14 protein-coding genes and 3 pseudogenes are annotated in these 15,620 nt (G+C 64.6%); 11 read left to right on the top strand and 6 right to left on the bottom strand.

The features are described from left to right. Positions 1–3: 3 nt before the first annotated feature. Complete coding sequence (locus tag ACW4TU_RS03840; protein WP_457424612.1) at positions 4–918, top strand: SMP-30/gluconolactonase/LRE family protein; 915 nt, start codon at positions 4–6, stop codon at positions 916–918. Between the two features lie 106 nt (positions 919–1,024). Here the strand turns inward: ACW4TU_RS03840 and ACW4TU_RS03835 are convergent, their stop codons facing one another. Both ACW4TU_RS03835 and ACW4TU_RS03830 read right to left on the bottom strand, forming a co-directional pair. After that, the gene (locus tag ACW4TU_RS03835) at positions 1,025–1,207 is read right to left on the bottom strand and encodes a hypothetical protein (RefSeq protein WP_457424610.1); all 183 of its coding nucleotides are present in this window, start codon (positions 1,205–1,207) and stop codon (positions 1,025–1,027) included. 229 nt (positions 1,208–1,436) lie between these two features. Next, complete coding sequence (locus tag ACW4TU_RS03830; RefSeq protein ID WP_457424608.1) at positions 1,437–2,006, bottom strand: hypothetical protein; 570 nt, start codon at positions 2,004–2,006, stop codon at positions 1,437–1,439. Here ACW4TU_RS03830 and ACW4TU_RS03825 point away from each other — a divergent pair. From ACW4TU_RS03825 to ACW4TU_RS03815, 3 genes and pseudogenes are all read left to right on the top strand, one after another. Beyond that, positions 1,996–2,346 (top strand): annotated as a pseudogene (locus ACW4TU_RS03825) (MFS transporter); the annotation flags it as partial. The gene ACW4TU_RS03830 and the pseudogene ACW4TU_RS03825 sit on opposite strands and share 11 nt — an antisense overlap. A 182-nt stretch (positions 2,347–2,528) precedes the next feature. Next, positions 2,529–2,684, top strand: a complete 156-nt coding sequence (locus ACW4TU_RS03820) for a hypothetical protein (protein ID WP_457430759.1) — start codon at positions 2,529–2,531, stop codon at positions 2,682–2,684. Positions 2,685–2,702: 18 nt separating this feature from the next. Then, positions 2,703–3,281, top strand: a complete 579-nt coding sequence (locus ACW4TU_RS03815; RefSeq protein WP_457424606.1) for an MFS transporter — start codon at positions 2,703–2,705, stop codon at positions 3,279–3,281. Between the two features lie 19 nt (positions 3,282–3,300). On the opposite strand, the pseudogene ACW4TU_RS03810 reads toward ACW4TU_RS03815, so the two are convergent. From ACW4TU_RS03810 to ACW4TU_RS03800, 3 genes and pseudogenes are all read right to left on the bottom strand, one after another. After that, positions 3,301–3,423: pseudogene (locus ACW4TU_RS03810) on the bottom strand (hypothetical protein); the annotation flags it as partial. A 216-nt stretch (positions 3,424–3,639) separates the two neighbouring features. After that, positions 3,640–5,061 (bottom strand): MmgE/PrpD family protein, encoded by a 1,422-nt coding sequence (locus ACW4TU_RS03805; protein WP_457424604.1) that lies wholly within the window; start codon positions 5,059–5,061, stop codon positions 3,640–3,642. A gap of 189 nt (positions 5,062–5,250) precedes the next feature. Further along, a complete protein-coding gene (locus ACW4TU_RS03800) occupies positions 5,251–6,636 on the bottom strand; it encodes an MmgE/PrpD family protein (RefSeq protein WP_457424602.1) in 1,386 nt (461 codons plus the stop codon). Between the two features lie 122 nt (positions 6,637–6,758). Here ACW4TU_RS03800 and ACW4TU_RS03795 point away from each other — a divergent pair, with 122 nt between their 5' ends. The 7 genes from ACW4TU_RS03795 to ACW4TU_RS03765 all read left to right on the top strand — a co-directional run bounded on the left by ACW4TU_RS03795 (position 6,759) and on the right by ACW4TU_RS03765 (position 14,900). After that, a complete protein-coding gene (locus tag ACW4TU_RS03795) occupies positions 6,759–7,517 on the top strand; it encodes a glucose 1-dehydrogenase (RefSeq protein ID WP_457424600.1) in 759 nt (252 codons plus the stop codon). 48 nt (positions 7,518–7,565) lie between these two features. Then, the gene (locus tag ACW4TU_RS03790) at positions 7,566–8,432 is read left to right on the top strand and encodes an NAD(P)-dependent oxidoreductase (RefSeq protein WP_457424598.1); all 867 of its coding nucleotides are present in this window, start codon (positions 7,566–7,568) and stop codon (positions 8,430–8,432) included. Beyond that, positions 8,429–9,934 (top strand): aldehyde dehydrogenase, encoded by a 1,506-nt coding sequence (locus tag ACW4TU_RS03785; protein ID WP_457424596.1) that lies wholly within the window; start codon positions 8,429–8,431, stop codon positions 9,932–9,934. The genes ACW4TU_RS03790 and ACW4TU_RS03785 overlap by 4 nt, the downstream gene beginning before the upstream one ends. Before the next feature lie 81 nt (positions 9,935–10,015). Then, a complete protein-coding gene (locus ACW4TU_RS03780; protein WP_457424594.1) occupies positions 10,016–10,783 on the top strand; it encodes an SDR family NAD(P)-dependent oxidoreductase in 768 nt (255 codons plus the stop codon). 801 nt (positions 10,784–11,584) lie between these two features. After that, a complete protein-coding gene (locus tag ACW4TU_RS03775) occupies positions 11,585–12,598 on the top strand; it encodes a zinc-binding dehydrogenase (RefSeq protein WP_457424592.1) in 1,014 nt (337 codons plus the stop codon). A 311-nt stretch (positions 12,599–12,909) separates the two neighbouring features. Continuing rightward, positions 12,910–13,653, top strand: a complete 744-nt coding sequence (locus ACW4TU_RS03770; protein ID WP_457424590.1) for an SDR family oxidoreductase — start codon at positions 12,910–12,912, stop codon at positions 13,651–13,653. A gap of 908 nt (positions 13,654–14,561) precedes the next feature. Beyond that, positions 14,562–14,900: a lipocalin-like domain-containing protein gene (locus ACW4TU_RS03765; protein WP_457424588.1), complete on the top strand. Its 339-nt coding sequence runs from the start codon at positions 14,562–14,564 to the stop codon at positions 14,898–14,900. A gap of 88 nt (positions 14,901–14,988) precedes the next feature. On the opposite strand, the pseudogene ACW4TU_RS03760 reads toward ACW4TU_RS03765, so the two are convergent. Beyond that, positions 14,989–15,288 (bottom strand): annotated as a pseudogene (locus ACW4TU_RS03760) (transposase); the annotation flags it as partial. Positions 15,289–15,620 lie beyond the last annotated feature (332 nt).

Below are 15,620 nucleotides of genomic sequence, written 5' to 3'. Positions count from 1 at the left end.
ATCGTGACTCACCGCCTCACCACACTCATCCCCGGACGCACGTTCGTCGAGGCGCCGCGCTGGCACGACGATCGGATCTGGTTCTCCGAGCTGTACACGTTCAGCGTGATGTCCGCACGGGAGGACGGCTCGGACCTCCGCGTCGAGGCGACCGTCCCGGCGCAGCCCTCCGGACTAGCCTGGCTGCCCGACGGACGGTTGCTCATCGTGTCGATGCGTGATCGCAAGCTCTTGCGCCGCGAGACCGACGGCACCCTCGTGGTGCACGCCGACCTGAGCGAACACGTCGCCGACTTCTGCAACGAAGTCGTGGTCGACCGGCACGGCCGCGCCTACGTGGGCGACTTCGGGTTCGACCTCGACAACCATGCCCCGCTCGCGCCCGGATCGCTGCACCGGATCGACCCCGACGGCCGGATCACCCAGGTGGCCACCGATCTGTGGTTCCCGAACGGGAGCGTGATCACCGCGGACAACGTCTTCATCGTCAACGAGACGTTCGGAAACCGCATCTCCGCCTTCGACCTCACCGACGACGGCCGACTCGTCAACCGCCGCGTGTGGGCCCAGTTCGGGCCGTTGCCCGCGACGACGAACTTCGAGGACGCAGCAGCGGAGTTCCTCGTCAGCCCGGACGGTATGTGCATCGATGCCGAGGGCGCACTGTGGATCGCTGACCTCGCCTCGGAGAAACTCATGCGCCTGCGCGAGGGCGGCGACGTCATCGAGGAGATCTCGCCGGGCGAGATGCCGTTCTCATCCGTCCTCGGCGGCAGCGACGGCAAGACCATGTTCATCTGTGCCGCACCCAACTTCGACGAGGCCGAGCGGCGCACCACCACTCATGCCAAGATTCTGACCACGCGCGTGGCGGTGGGGACAGCGCTGGTGGACGCGGTGAGCCAGGTAGCCAGGTAGCCAGGTAGCCAGGTAGCCCGGTAACTCGTGACGCATGTCGGCGGCGGCAGGGAAGATGTGGTGACCACTCTGCCGCCGCGTCAGCTGCGGACGCTGAACCGCCCCATCACGGCGAGGAGATAGCCGCACGCACCGCGTTGATCAGCTCGACATTTACGTACCTGCGGGCGTTTCGCGTCTGCAGGATCGAGTCGAGCACGCTCTCTGGCTCGACGGCGGCGGCCTGGCAGGTGACCTGTATCGCCGATTTTGCTTGATCGGCCTCGTTCGCGTCGCCGGCCTTCTGCATCAATCAACCGATGCCACCGACCTCGGAGCAACTTCCGGTATCCCTGCTCGTGCCAACAGCCAATTGCAGACGAGTCAGCCCGAATGCCTGCGGGCGCGAGAGGAGGTGTTCAAGAGCAATTTGTGACGACCGACCTGAACACCCTCGTGACCTCAACGTACGTGAAGATCGACGAGCGGGCTAACTCGGCGCGGCGGCCCGGCCGGCTACCGAGGCAAGTCACTCCGACTTACTGTCCCCGGCCGTGATACAGACACTGACCGGCTTCCACGGCGATTCGCACCGGTTGGGCCACGCGCATGCGCGCCGCGGCTAGTGTTCCCCTCCCTGCGGCAGCAGTCGGGTACAACAAGCGGCTGCGGGCTGCGCCGCCGTAGCTCAAGCGCATCAGCCGGGTGCCGGCCAAGGACACCGACTTCTGGCACGGCACCGCGTGGATCACCGACTCGGCGCCGGTGCCCTGCGCTGCCTGCTGGCCCAGTGCCAAGCGCTCGATCGGCGGCTGAAGCCGAGCTCTGCTCCTCGACGACGACGGGATTCGCGGTCGCGACCGAACGTCGTACTTTTCAGGAGAACCCGGATGTTCGCCACGTCGTCGCCGCCGTCGCTCGGCCGAGTTCAACAGGCGCGCACGCCCAGCGCCGCTCTGACCCTGGCCGCCGCTCTGCTCGGTTTCTTCGCCATCACCCTCGATGCCGTGATCGTCAACGTGGCGCTGCCTGAAATGCGGTGCGATCTCGGTGGCGGCATGACGGGTCTGCAGTGGATGGTGGACGGTTACACCCTCGATGGTCGCCACTCTGCTGCTGTCCTCGGGCTCGTTGTCGGACCGGGTCGGTGCGCGCCGGGCGTTCGGGGCAGGTGTGGCAATGTTTGCGGCCGCCTCCGCGGCGTGCGGGCTGGCGCCCAGTCTGGGCGTGCTGGTGGCGGCCAGGCTGGTGCAGGGTGCGGCGGCCGCAGTGACCATGCCGGCCTCCATGGCGCTGCTGCGGGAGGCGTACCCAGAACCGGCCAAGCGAGCCCGTGCGGTCGCCTTGTGGGCCTTTGGAGGGTCCTTGGCCTCGGCAGCCGGCCCCGTCCTTGGGGGTGCGCTGACCCTGATCAGCTGGCGGTTGATCTTCTACGTCAACGTGCCCGTCTGCGCGATGACGCTGCTCCTACTTGCTCGCACCCAGCACTCACCGCGTCGCCCGGCACCGTTCGACTGGGCGGGGCAGACGATCGCGGTTCTGGCCATAGGCGGGCTCACCTATGGCGCCATCGAGGCCGGCGCCGGTGGCTTCGGCGCGCCCGGGTGGTCGCGGCGTTCGCGCTGGCGTTCGTGGCGCTGGCTGTCTTCTTGCTGTCCCAGGCACGCGGGACACACCCGATGGTGCCGCTCGATCTGTTCCGCTCTCGTACGGTGGTCGTCGCGATGGCCGCGGGCTTCGCTTTCATGGTCGGCTTCTACGGCATGCCGTTCCTGGTGAGCCTCTAATTCCGGCAGCAGCGCGGCATGTCCTCGCTAGCCGTCGGCCTGGCGTTCCTGCCGATGATGGTCCTCGGCATGTGTCTGACCCCGTTCTCCGCTCGTCTGGTGGAGAGGCTCGGCCCGAGGTTGCCGATCACGACCGGGTTGCTGTCCATGGCGGTGGGCCTGGCGTTGCTCGGTGTGCACCCGGCGTCGACTCCGGTCTGGGCACTGGCCCTGGTGATGATCCTGGTCGGTCGTCTGGCGGGGCCGCTGGTGAAGCCGCCCGGGATGGCGGTGCTGCTCGACAGTGTCTCAGCCCACCGTGCCGGAACGGTCAGTGGCGTCTGCAACACCAGCCGACAGGTCGGCGGCGCCCTCGCCGTGGCCGTCTTCGGCACGCTGCTGGCCAACCGGGCGACCTTCCTGCACGGTCTGCACATCAGCTTGCTGATCGCAGCGGTGGTGCTGCTGGCCACGGCCGCAGGGAGTCTGCTGCTCAAGCCCATCGGAGACGAGCGATGGCGTTCCGCCGGCGCACTGCCGCAGGGGCCAACTGTTCAGAACGCCAGACGAGCAGGCAGTCGCGCGACGGCGTGCCCGGTTCCGCAGTCCAGACGATGAGGTGCTGGTCGCGGTCGGTGGCGTAGGTGGGCGTGTCCCAGTCCAGGATGAGGTCACCGACGACCGGATGGCGGATCGCTTCGTGCCCACCACTCGGCCGGGCACCTGGTGGGCGGCCCGCCTCTGCCAGAGAAGTGCGCATACTTCGCACCCAAGGCTCTTCGGCCTGAGCGAAAAGGTCCTCTTCGGGGAAGTGCGGGAGTGCGGTGCACTCTCCCCGCGCGATCGCAGCCTGGTCTCCGTCACCACCCTGGTGCGCCCCACCGCACCGGGCAATCCGGCTTCAACTCGCGCAAGGCACTGGAGACCGGGCTGACCGGCGAAGAGCCGGCCGGGGGACTCTAACTCACCTGGCCTTCTACGCCGGTTGGCCCGCAACCATGAGGGCGAAGAGCCGATCGAGGGACGGCTGCTCCTCGAGACTCCAGATGCACCGCAACAGTTCTTCCGCACGCTCCTCGCCGAGACGTGGCTCGACCTGGCCGAGGAACTTTGCGGTGAGCTCGTCGTCGGTCATGGGGTTCTGCGGGTGCCCCTTGGGATTCGCGCCCACTAGAGTCAGTGTCCGCCCGTCCTTGAGTGCTACCTCGAACCGGCATGCCATCCGCCAGGGGAAGCTTGCCGTGTACGCCGGGTCTTCGATCAGTTCGATCGTGTTCGTGACCTCCAACAGGCTGGGGTCGAGGTAACGCTTGGCCTCGAACGTTGCCTCCGTGATCGTGCCGTCGACCAGTGCTGCGGCGATGAGATACGGACCACTGTGGTCGGCGGTTTCCCGACTCAACGGGCGCCACAAGGCTGGTTCTGCTGCCCGCGACACGACGGACTTGCGTTCCATGTAGACCCTCATCGTTGCGATATCACGTGGGTCGACTGTCTCGCGCATCTCCAGCGCAAGCTGAACCGGCAGCTGCATCTCGTAGCGCAACGGCAAGTGCTTGAAGTAGGTGCTCTCCACACGGAAGGCGTGCTCGGGGCTGCCGAACGGTCCGAGTGAGAACGTGTGGTCGAGCTGGCGCATGAATCCGCGAGCGCCTTCGAACGCCATCTCAGGCCCTGTGATGCCTGCTTCAGCGAGCATGGCCGCGAAAAGTCCATTGCGACTGCCGTTCGGCCCGGCCAGACCCTTCCAGTTGGAAATGGAACCCACCCGGGTCTCGTACAAACAGATGTTGGGGACCACGGCGAGCCGGATGGCGTTCGCCGTCTGCGCCCGGGAAAGTCCGAGAAGCCTGGCCGCGGCCGCCGAGGTCGCGATGCTGTGGAAGAGGGGATGGTCCCAGCCGTTGCCGCGGAGCACCACCTCATCGACGAGCTGGCCACAAACCTCGTACGCGATGACGATGCCCAGCAGGGCTTCCGGTCCGCTTGCACCGGCGACCTGAGCTGCTGCGAGAACCCCCCCGAGATTGTCACTGGGATGGGGCCCTGTGTCCCCGTGAGCGTTCGTCTTCTCGGTGCCGAAGTAGTCGTCGTTGAAGTCCAGGCAACGGGTGGCCGACCCGTTGACGAAAGCGGCCATGTCGGGTGTCGTCCGGATGGTGGTTCCCCAGAGGGTGGCGGGGCGCGAGCTGGTGGCTGTCGACGCGACCGCCCGAAGGGCGCCGACGACGTCGGTCTCCTGAGCACCGAGGGCGCATCCCACGGCATCGACAAGGCATCGCTTCGAGGCTCTGAGAGCGGCCTCGCTGACCTGGTCGTAACCCACCTCCGTTGCGAAGGAGGTGAATCCGCGGACGATGTTGTCGGCTATGTCGGTCTGAATGGCACCAGCAGTCATCTGGAGGACCTCGTGATGTTTGCGGGTTCGGTGTTGGACCCGGCAGTCTCGCCCGTTCGGGCGCTAACAACCTAGGCTAAGAGTGACAGTCCTGCAATGGTTTGACATTTCACTCTGGGGTGCCCGGCGTAGTGGCGCGCTTCCACGGCGACATGCGACGCCCTCTCTGATGCTCAGGACGCGGGCTCCCTACGCGAGACGCCGGCTGATCTCGGCGACGTCGGCGACGGATTCCAGATTCTGTGTCAGTTCGATGACAGCCTCCACCTGTTCGGGCGGGGGAGGGTACGCAGCGGCGGCTGCGCAGTCCCGGAACTTCGCTGACAGGTCGTCCCACGCGGTGGGCCGTTCCGGACTGCCCGGATAGCCGGCCCCGTGCCTGGCGAGAGTCCGGCCGTCTGTGGTCGTCATCTCAACGCGCCCCGGGGGCAGTTCGAGCTTCCAGTCAAGGGAACTGTCCTCGACGGGGACGACCTTGGCGGCCATGGCGCCAACTCGCCGGTCACGGAATCCCTCCTCGGTGAAATGCGCGACCCTCACCGACCCGTGAACGCCCGCCAGTGCAACGAGGTACGGGAGGCTGAACTTGGCGTCGACAAGTGTCTGCGGCGCCCTTCGGACGTCCAGAGGGGTGCACATGAGGTTGTGGTAGTCCCCCACGAAGACCCGAATCTCCTCGATGTCTTCTGGCTCCAGGTGGTGCTCGGCCATGAGCTCGATCGTTGCGTGAATATGACTGTGCGACGTTCCGACCGAGGGCCAGAGTTTGTACAGAGTGCCTGCTCCTCGGTAGTCGCTACCGAGTTCAGCCAGCATGGGCCCGCGGTCGTACTCACCGGCGAAGAAGGTGTTGAAGACGCCGGTCGGGCCTTCGAACAGCCGGTCAACGCCGGTCAGGCCCCTTTCGGCCAGCAGCGCGGCTGTGACGGCGCCTCGCGCCGAGAAACCCGCATAGACCCCTCTGAGGTCACTGCCCGTGCCGGCAACGACTTCCATGACCCCGGCGGACTGCTGGCTTGCGATGCCGAGCGCATGCTGGAGGATGGAGCTGGGCAGGCCCAGCACGCGGGACGCCGCGGCAGTCGCGGCATAGATGCCGAGAACGCTGGACAGGTTCCAGTCCCTGCGCCATCCGACGTGGCACCGCAGGCGGGCGAAGATGTCCTGTCCGGCAGCAACGGCAGCGAGCAGGTCGGCGCCGGTCACGGAGCCCCTGCGCTCAGCCACAGCCATGGCGGCCGGCACCACCGAGCTCGAGGCGTGCTGCCCCCAGGGCGTTTGGTCGTCGAAGTCCAGACAGTGGGCCAAGCCGCCGTTAGCGAAAGCGGCGTTCACCGCCGGGACCCGCAGGCCCAGCCCCCACACAGACGCTTCGCCTCGGCCGCCATCCCCCTTCACCAGGCCGAGCAGCGCTTGGGCCGCCGGTTCCACACCACTCGCGGCCAGGGCGACACCGGCGGTGTCGAGGATGCTCATCTTCGCCGCCTCGATCGCAGAGCTGTCCAGGGCGTCGATGGTGACGGTCGCCGCCATCGACGCGAAGTGGTGAGAGACGTCCGGTTCGGTCCTCGACACGATGCACCTCGACCCTTCGGGTATGCAAGATACTTCACAGTATGCCTATGGTCTGACAGTATGCGAGGTGTGATAATCATGACGTCTATTGAATGCTCCGTGCCTCAGCCTGGAGGGTGACCATGACCGTGGATCTCGCAAACAAGGCGGCGTTCGTCACCGGCGCTTCGAGCGGCATTGGGCGGGCCACCGCACTGGCCTTCGCGCGTGCTGGCGCTTCGGTGACGGCGGTCGACATTGACGAAGAGGGCGCAGCGGAAACTGTTCGCCAGATCGAGAAGGACGGTGGAAGGGCGATCGCCTTCACCTGCGACGTGACCTCCGAGGCGGCGGTCGAGGCGGCGGTCGAGGCGACCCTCCGCAACTTCGGCCGACTCGACGCGGCGTTCAACAACGCCGGGATCGAGCAGCCGGTCGCACCCCTCGCCGAGATCGGCGCGTCCAGCCTCGACCGGTTGATCGCGGTCAACCTCAAAAGCGTCTTTTTGTGCATGCAGAGCCAGGTGCCTGCGATGCTCGCAGGAGGCGGAGGCACGATCGTCAACACCGCCTCCGGCGCCGGTGTTGTCGGTATAGCGGGCCAGTCCGTCTATTGCGCGACCAAGTTCGGAGTGGTCGGCATGACCAAGGCGGCAGCTCTCGACTACGCCGCGCTCGGTGTGCGGATCAACGCCGTCTGCCCCGGGATCATCGAGACCCCGATGATGGACCGATTCACCGGGGGCACCGAAGACGGCCGTGTTCGGGTCATAGCGCAAGAACCGATCGGCCGGATGGGGTCCCCCGAAGAGATCGCCGACGCGGTTCTGTGGTTGTCGTCGGATGCGTCGTCCTTCGTGGTGGGCCACGCCATGGTCGTGGACGGCGGGCAGACGGTTTGACGCCGTCCGACCCGAGAGTGGTTCGGCTTGAACGAGAGGGAGATGTGGATGTCCAGGATCGGCTTCATCGGAGTGGGCGCGATGGGATCCTCGATTGCCGGCCGACTGGTGGACGGTCACGACCTCCTCGTCAGCGACCGGAATCCTGCTGCTGCCGCGGAGCTGGTGACTCGGGGCGCCCGGTTCGCGACACCCGAAGAGATCGCTGAGAAGTGCCGGACCGTCTTCCTGTGTCTTCCCGGCCCTCCCCAAGTGAAGGATCTGCTGCTGGGCCCCAAGGGTCTGGCATTCGGCCTCGCGGTGGGAACGGTCATCATCGACACCACCACGGGCACCCCCACCACGGACTCGGAACTGGTGGCAGCGCTCAGGGAACGGCAGGTGACCTACGTCGACTCCCCGATCGCCGGTGGCGTGCGAAAGGCACGCGAGGGAACTGCCACGCTCATGGTTGGTGCCGACCCCGAAGTCTTTGCCGGGATACAGGACCTGCTTCATGAAGTGACGGCCGAAGTGGTCAATGTCGGCCCGGTCGGTTCGGGTCACGCGATGAAACTCGTCAACAACCTGCTCAACGCGTGCAATCGCTTTGCCGCGTTGGAGACCATCCGGCTGGGGGTCGCGGCAGGGGTGAGGCAGGAGGTCGTCGTCGACGTCATCAACAAGTCGAGCGGCCGGAACTACGCCACGGAATACACGTTTCCGCAGCTGCTCTCGGGAGACGCGTACAAGCCACAGGGGTTCACCCTGCAGCTCATGCTCAAGGACATCCGCCTGGCAAACGAGCTTGCGGAGGCCCTTGGTCACACGACTCCGATCGGCAAGCTGGTGCAGGAGTTCACGCGCCAGGCGATCGAACGCTTCGGGCCCACCGCTGACCAGAGCCAGATGATGGCCGAGTGGTACGACGCATGACCGATACCGAATATGCGAACGCGATGACGCCCGACGCAATGCTGATCGACGGCGAATGGCGCCAAGCCTCCGACGGGGGCACCTTCGAGTCCGTCAATCCTGTGAGCGGACTGGTGTGGGCCACCTGCCCACTTGCCACGCGGCAAGACGTGGACGACGCCGTCGCCGCTGCGCGCCGCGCCTTCGAGGACGGGCCCTGGTCGACTTCCACCCCTCTCGAGCGAGCACGTCTTCTGCGCAGACTCGGTGACCTTGTCGCTGAGCATTCCGAGGAGCTTGCCAGGCTTCAGATCCAGGAGAACGGCAAGCTGTGGCGCGAGGTTGCCGATCAGGCCAAGGCACAGGCCAACGCTTGCTACTTCTTCGCCGGGCTTGCCGAGCATCCGATCGGCCATACCCTCGCCGTGAGCATTCCCGACATGCAGGCCTTCACGCTCCGCGAGCCGGTAGGTGTGGTAGCTGCGATCACTCCGTGGAACAGCCCCATCGCCCAGCTGATCGCCAAGCTCGCTCCCGCCCTGGCGGCCGGCTGCACCGTGGTCGCCAAGCCTTCGGAGATCACGCCCATCTCCACGCTCTATCTGGCCCGGCTGATCGAAAAGGCGGGATTCCCTCCAGGTGTCGTGAACATCGTCACTGGCGGCGGTGAGGCGGGGCGTCAGCTGGTGGAGCATCCGCAGGTTGACCACATCTCCTTCACTGGGTCGACTGCCGTGGGGAAGCGCATCGCGGCAACCGCCGGCTCCCGTATGGCGAGGGTGTCCTTGGAACTGGGAGGCAAGTCCCCCAACATCGTCTTCCCGGACACCGAACTCGCCAACGCCGTCAACGGAGTCATGGCGGGGATCTTCGCGGCGACCGGGCAAACCTGCATGGCGGGATCGCGAGTGCTCGTTCACGACTCCATCTACGACGAGTTCGCCGACGCACTTGCCAAGCGGGCGTCGGAGATCAAGATCGGTGATCCGATGGACCCTGCCAGTGAGATGGGCACCGTTGCGTGCCGGTCGCAGTACGACAAGGTTCTCGGGTACGTCGACATCGCTCTGGGAGAAGGCGCCCGCCTTGTCACCGGCGGGAAGCGTCCCGACGACCCTTCGCTGAGCCGTGGCCTGTTCATTGAGCCGACCGTGTTCACGGAGGTCACGAACGACATGCGGATCGCGCGTGAGGAGGTTTTCGGCCCGGTTGCGGCACTGATCCGGTTCCGAGACGAGGACGAGGCCGTGAAGATCGCCAACGACACCTCTTACGGTCTGGCCGCCGGCGTCTGGACAAAGGACGTGGCGCTGGCTCATCGGCTGATCCGACGGCTCCGGGCCGGCAGCGTCTGGATCAACAACTACCGCAAGGTCAACTATGTCGCCCCGTTCGGAGGCTTCAAGGAGTCGGGCGTCGGGCGAGAGAACGGTGCCGAGGCGATGCACGAGTACACCGAGGTGAAGACCGCGTGGATCGCGACCGGGGGAACGATCAAGGACCCGTTCAACCCACGCGCCTGACGAGCGGCGTACCCGCTCAGGGAAGACCCGAGGCCGGGACACGGTCGGAACACATCGAAACGAACGGAACCAGGAGCCACTGTGGATCTGAGCCTGAAAGGCAAGACCGCCCTGATCTCGGGAGCCAGCGCGGGCATTGGCCGAGAGACCGCGAAGACGCTGGCCCGCGAGGGGGGACAGACGATCGTGGTCGCCCGGCGAGCCCCTGAACTGGAGGCGTTGGCCGACGAGATCCGAGCAGCGGGGGACCCGGAACCCGTACTGATCGTTGACGACCTCCTTGATGACGGGGCCTTCGATCGTGTCACGACCAGAGTCATGGACGAGTTCGGCGGCGTCGACATCGTCGTCAACAACCTGGGGCAGGCTCGACCGTTCGACATGGAGACCACCGAAGAGGAATGGAGCGAAGCGTTCCGGCTCAACTTCACGACCCCAAGAAGGCTCACCACGCCTTTCGTGGCGGGCATGAGGGAGCGGGGGTTCGGACGAGTCGTCAATCTCACTGCAACGTCGGAGCCGCAGCATGTGAGTGGCTCACTCACATCCAAGGCGGCCGTGCTCATGTGGGCGAAGGGACTTTCCCGCCTTGTTGCAAAGGACGGTGTGACGGTCAACTGCGTGTCGCCCGGTTACCTGCTGACCGACCAGATAAAGAACAATTTCATCCCTCAGTTCGTCCCTACCGAGAAGGATCAGCAGGACTGGCTCGAGCGGGAGATCCCAACCGGCCGCTTCGGAGATCCCGCTGACGCGGCCAACCTCATCACTTTCCTGTGCTCTCCGCTGGCCGGGTACATCACGGGACAGCGGATCTATGTCGACGGTGGATGGAACCGGCACGTGTGACCGACATGGGGGTCTGACCCTGCGAACAGGCTCTGGTGTTGTCATGTGAGCCCGGTGCGTGGCGGCTTTGACAGCTCGAGGGCGCCCAGGATCGCGGCACGGTATGTGCTTCCAAGACCATGGAGTACGCCCCGCCATCCGTGGAGGCCGTGAATGCCGGCGCATCAACGCTGATCCGGCCCGCCCTTGACCAACTCCGTGAGCACCCGAGGCCATATCCGATGAGGTCCCAGAATGCTGGAGCGGTTGGCCGACGTGTTCCAACCCGTGAGATCCACGCGGCGGACGGCACGAAGCCATCCAGCCGGTCGGCACTGTCGAAAGCGTCCAGGTCGCTGACCGTTGCGGCGATGAACTCGGCGCCCAGCCTCGCACCATGCTGGGCAGGCTGCGGGTTACCTCGGCCGCAGGACGCTCGCGGAACCTCGCTTCGATGAGGCCCGTCCAGCTCGGCGAGGGCCGTTACACCCTTCGCGTGGCGGCCATCATGGCAGCGGCGAGCTACTCCTCCGGCAGTGCAGTGTGCTGGGTCTGGCGGTGTGAGCGAGTGTGGCGGCGCCCTTGGCGGATCGCAGGCCGGCGTCTGGTAGCCCGTCAAGGCATCAACGGACCCCCTCTCAGTGACTGCTTCAACTCTCAGGGTCTCGACTGCGGGTGCGAATCGCCCACTCATGCTGAGCATGAGGGAGGCTTGCCAAGCGAGATACAGCGTGACTATTGTCTGACTGAATCGCGGCCTGTAAAATCTCTAACCATGGTCGGGAACGACCCTGTCGATCGCAGCGCATCCTTAGGAGCGGCATGCAAGGGATCGTGTTTCGAGGCGAGCGCAAACTCGAACTGGTGACTTTTCCGGACCCGACACCGGGACCCAATGAGGTCGTCGTCCGGATCGAGGCGTCGGGGATGTGTGGGTCTGATCTGCACATGTACCGCGGATCCAGGGGTGGGACGCACGGCAAGATCGCTGGCCATGAACCCGCCGGCGTGATCGTCCATGCGGGCTCGGAGGTTCCTGGAAGCTGGATCGGCCGCTCGGTCATGGTTCACCACTACTTCGGCTGCGGCAAGTGCGACCAGTGCCACGCCGGCTGGACTCAGATGTGCCGCAACGGAGCTGTGGCCATGGGCAACACTGCACACGGATCGCACGCCGACCTGGTCAAGGTGTCGTTCAGTTCGATCCTGCCCATGCCTGATGGTTTGTCGTACCTGGCCGCAGCGGCCATCAGTTGCGGTACGGGAACGGCCTGGGGAGCGCTCAAGCGACTGAATCTGACGGGCGACGACACCATCGCGATCTTCGGCCAGGGCCCGGTCGGACTGGCCGCCACCCAGCTCGCCGTCGCCATGGGAGCCCGCGTGGTCGCCCTCGACATCTCGCCCGCCCGCCTGAAACGGGCGCACGAGTTCGGTGCGTGGCGGACGATCAACCCCGCGCAGGTGGAGTCGGTTGCCGACGCCGTCCGCGATGTCACTGGCGGTCGTGGCGTCTCCAAGAGCTTGGAGACCTCAGGTGCGTCATCTGCCGCGCAAGCCGCGCTTCACGTGTTGGACCTGTGGGGTGCCGCCTGCTGGGTCGGTGTCGGTTCGACCATCCACTTCGACCTCACGGAGCACCTGTACAAGCAGATCACCGCGACGACTTCGTGGACGATGTCCATCCCGGCGATGGAGGCCTGCGCCAACTTCGTCGTCGAACGGGGCGTCAACGTCGATGAGCTCTTCACTGAGCGCTGGAAGCTCACTGATTACGCGGACGCCTATGAACTGTTCGATAGGCAGACGTCAGGCAAGGGCGTTTTCACCCCGTAATGACCCCCTGTAAAAAGAAATCTAAATGACCCGTCGCGCCGATCAAAGATTGTCAGCGACGGCTCCGCAGGCACTCGTGTGATGGCGGCCCGCTTTTCCTGTAAACCGGGTGAAAATGTGGTCGATGCAGCACGCAATCCGTAGCAGCGGCGCAGAACGTGTTGCCGTGATGGATCGGACTTGGCTGACTCGCAGCGACGTAACTGCGTCGTTGTCAATCAGTGCGGCTTCCGCATTTTGTCCGGACGATTCAAACAGAGACACGTCAGTCGACGTGACGTATAGAAAGGGAAAATAGAATGGAAGGCCGCATGCCCGAACTCTCCGGGAAGAACGTCCTTATCACTGGCGCCCTCGGCACAATTGGGCAGGCGCTGGTCGCCCGCTATGCTGAAGAGGGCGCCAACATAATCGCGCTGGATCGTCCGGACGCGCCGGATCCGCAAAAGGTACTGGACGGCATCGCCCAGGGCGTGCGTTATTTCGGCTGCGATCTGAATGACTTGACCGGGCTGGAGACCAATGCGGCAGCGCTGGCCGACGAGGTCGGCGGAATCGACGTACTGGTCAACAATGCCGCGCTAGTCATCTTCAAGCAGCATGATGAGTTCACCATCCAGGAGTACGAGGACCAAGTTCGAGTGAACTCGTCTGCCGCCTTCGTCCTGTCACGTGTCTGCTCCAAGCAGATGAAGGCGAAGCGCTACGGGAAGATCGTCAACATCACCTCGCTGACACTGACAGGTCGATGGGATGGCTACGTGCCGTATATCGCCTCCAAGGGGGCCATGTACGGCCTGGTGAAAGGGCTTGCCCGCGAGCTCGGCGAATACCTGATCAACGTGAACGGCATCTCGCCTGGTGCCGTCGTCTCGGAGGCTGAATTCCGGGACCGAGGTGAAAAGCGCGAAGAGTATCACCAGTGGATACTCGAGAATCAAAGTATCAAGCGCCGAATCGAGGCCGTTGACATAGCCAACGCGGCCGTGTTCCTGTCGACTTCGATGTCGGACCTGATATCCGGCCAGAACATTCAAGTCGATGGCGGCTGGTAGTCGGCCGAGATGACTGGGGACCGGACACCAAGCCGTCCCGGAAGGATTATCGAGCCAGACAGAAAAGTCCTGCTGCGGTACCGGATCTCACCCGCCGACAGAGGGGCTTACTAGCTCGATATTTGTGACGGCTCGCCGGTTCAACCGGCGGGCCGTTTGGGTTTGTTCGGAGGTCGATGGGCAAGCTGAGGGGCTCATCTGCTGCGTCGGACGGGCGTCGGGTTCCACGGCCCCGGCGGGGTGATGCTGTTCGCAGGCAACGGTAGAGCGTTGGCCGGGCGGGGGTTGGGCAGGAGGGCGGCCGGCCCTGGTCGTTCATGATCGCCTCGGAACAGGGGCAGTGGGCTGCGAAGCGGAGGATGCGACAGTGTCCGGTGGCGACCGGTTGGGTGGCGGCGGAGAACCTCTCGCTTTGCCCGTCTTTGGGATGTTCTTTGCAGGGATTGAAACATCCAGGGAGGAAACTCTCCCTTCCGGAGGCGAAGTGGACGATGCGATTCTTTCGATGTGACCGGGCAGTGAGTCCCTCCACGGGGGAATTATGCGTGCCAGTGGTTACGGCCAGGCGCGTCCCATCGATCGACAGTAACTGAACCGTAGCTGCATTGCGGGAGGTTTTCCGTGCCTTGAGTGATCTAGGCAACCGCGGAATCCCCAATTTGGAATTTCTGTCGAATCCGGACAATTTGCGCAGGGTTGCATGCATGCTAACGAACGGCGGGGATCCAACTGCTCCCTGCTTGAATCATCTGTGAGAACGCTGAGGGGATCGACGAAGCATGATGACAAAATTCAGGATCCACCGGATCTGGCTAGCTCTAGCGCTATCGCTCCTGGTATCAGTACCCTTGTTCGCTCGGGCCAGTGCGACTGATCGAGGTACGGGATCCCTCGTCGGCGTGTGGCGTATGACCTCTCTGGAAGTTGGCACCGCGGGAAACCTCCAACCTGTGCCTTACTCCGGCCAGATCGTTTTCACCAAGGCCGGCACCATGTCGGTGCAGGCGATGAACCCCGACGTCAACGCTCCGGACACGCCATACACGAAGAATGGGTACGAGGCCTTCTACGGGACTTTCACCGTCAACAAAGCCGGCAGGACTTTTAACGTGGCTGTCAGATCGTCATTGGCGCGTGACCTCATCGGGCAGAGCCTGACGCGCGCGTATCGTGTAACGGGCAACACCCTCGTCCTGACGCCGCCGAATGCGGAAGAAGGCTGGCGTGCCACTTATAAGCGCCTCTGATCGGACAGGACCCGCTCACCAGCCTCGATTGCTAACGAGTCCCTTTCAGCTCTCGATGCTGTTGGCGAATCCGCCTTGGGTGACTCTTCTACTTCGCTCCGTTGATCAATCGATCGGCGGAGCGAAGTGCCGTTAAGTGACTGGCTCGGGTGGCTGCCCTGGGCGTTTGGGTAAGGTGGGCGTTGTTGCGGGCGAGATTCGGCGCGGCACCGGTGAGCTGGTGATCGAGACTGGTCTTCGCGAGCCCGCGATAGCGGTATCTGCGCAGGCTGCAGCGCCCGACGCTTTGGGAGATGGTGCCTTCGCCCCCGGCCTGGATTTTGTAGCGCTCCTTCCAGGTATCGGTCTGCTGCTCAGTGCGGATTTTGCGGATCATCACCTGATCCTGGGTGGTGGAAACGGTAGTGGCTACAATTGTGATCAGGTTCGGGGCGTCTGCCTCGCAGACACCTCAGGTTGCTATGCCGTCAATTTCACGCGATGAGTCCTACGTTCACGGCGCGGTCGCAGAGCCGCTTGTGTCAATCGTTGGCAACGGGTTCGGGGTCGGTGGTCAGAACGTGGTTCGAGCCGGCCGATGAGGTGCAGCAGGGTTCCGGCGACGCCGTAGTAGTCGTCCGAGCCGAAGCAGGAAACGAGCGCCCGGGCTTCCTCTCCTGTGACCGGCCTTGGCATCACGTCGAGTTGCTCGACGTGCCTGTCGATCTCTTCTCCGCTCAC

Source organism: Streptomyces kryoterrae (genome assembly GCF_054072135.1).
The sequence above is the reverse complement of the archived record's forward strand: the minus strand, read 5'-3'. Positions and strand labels throughout refer to the sequence as shown.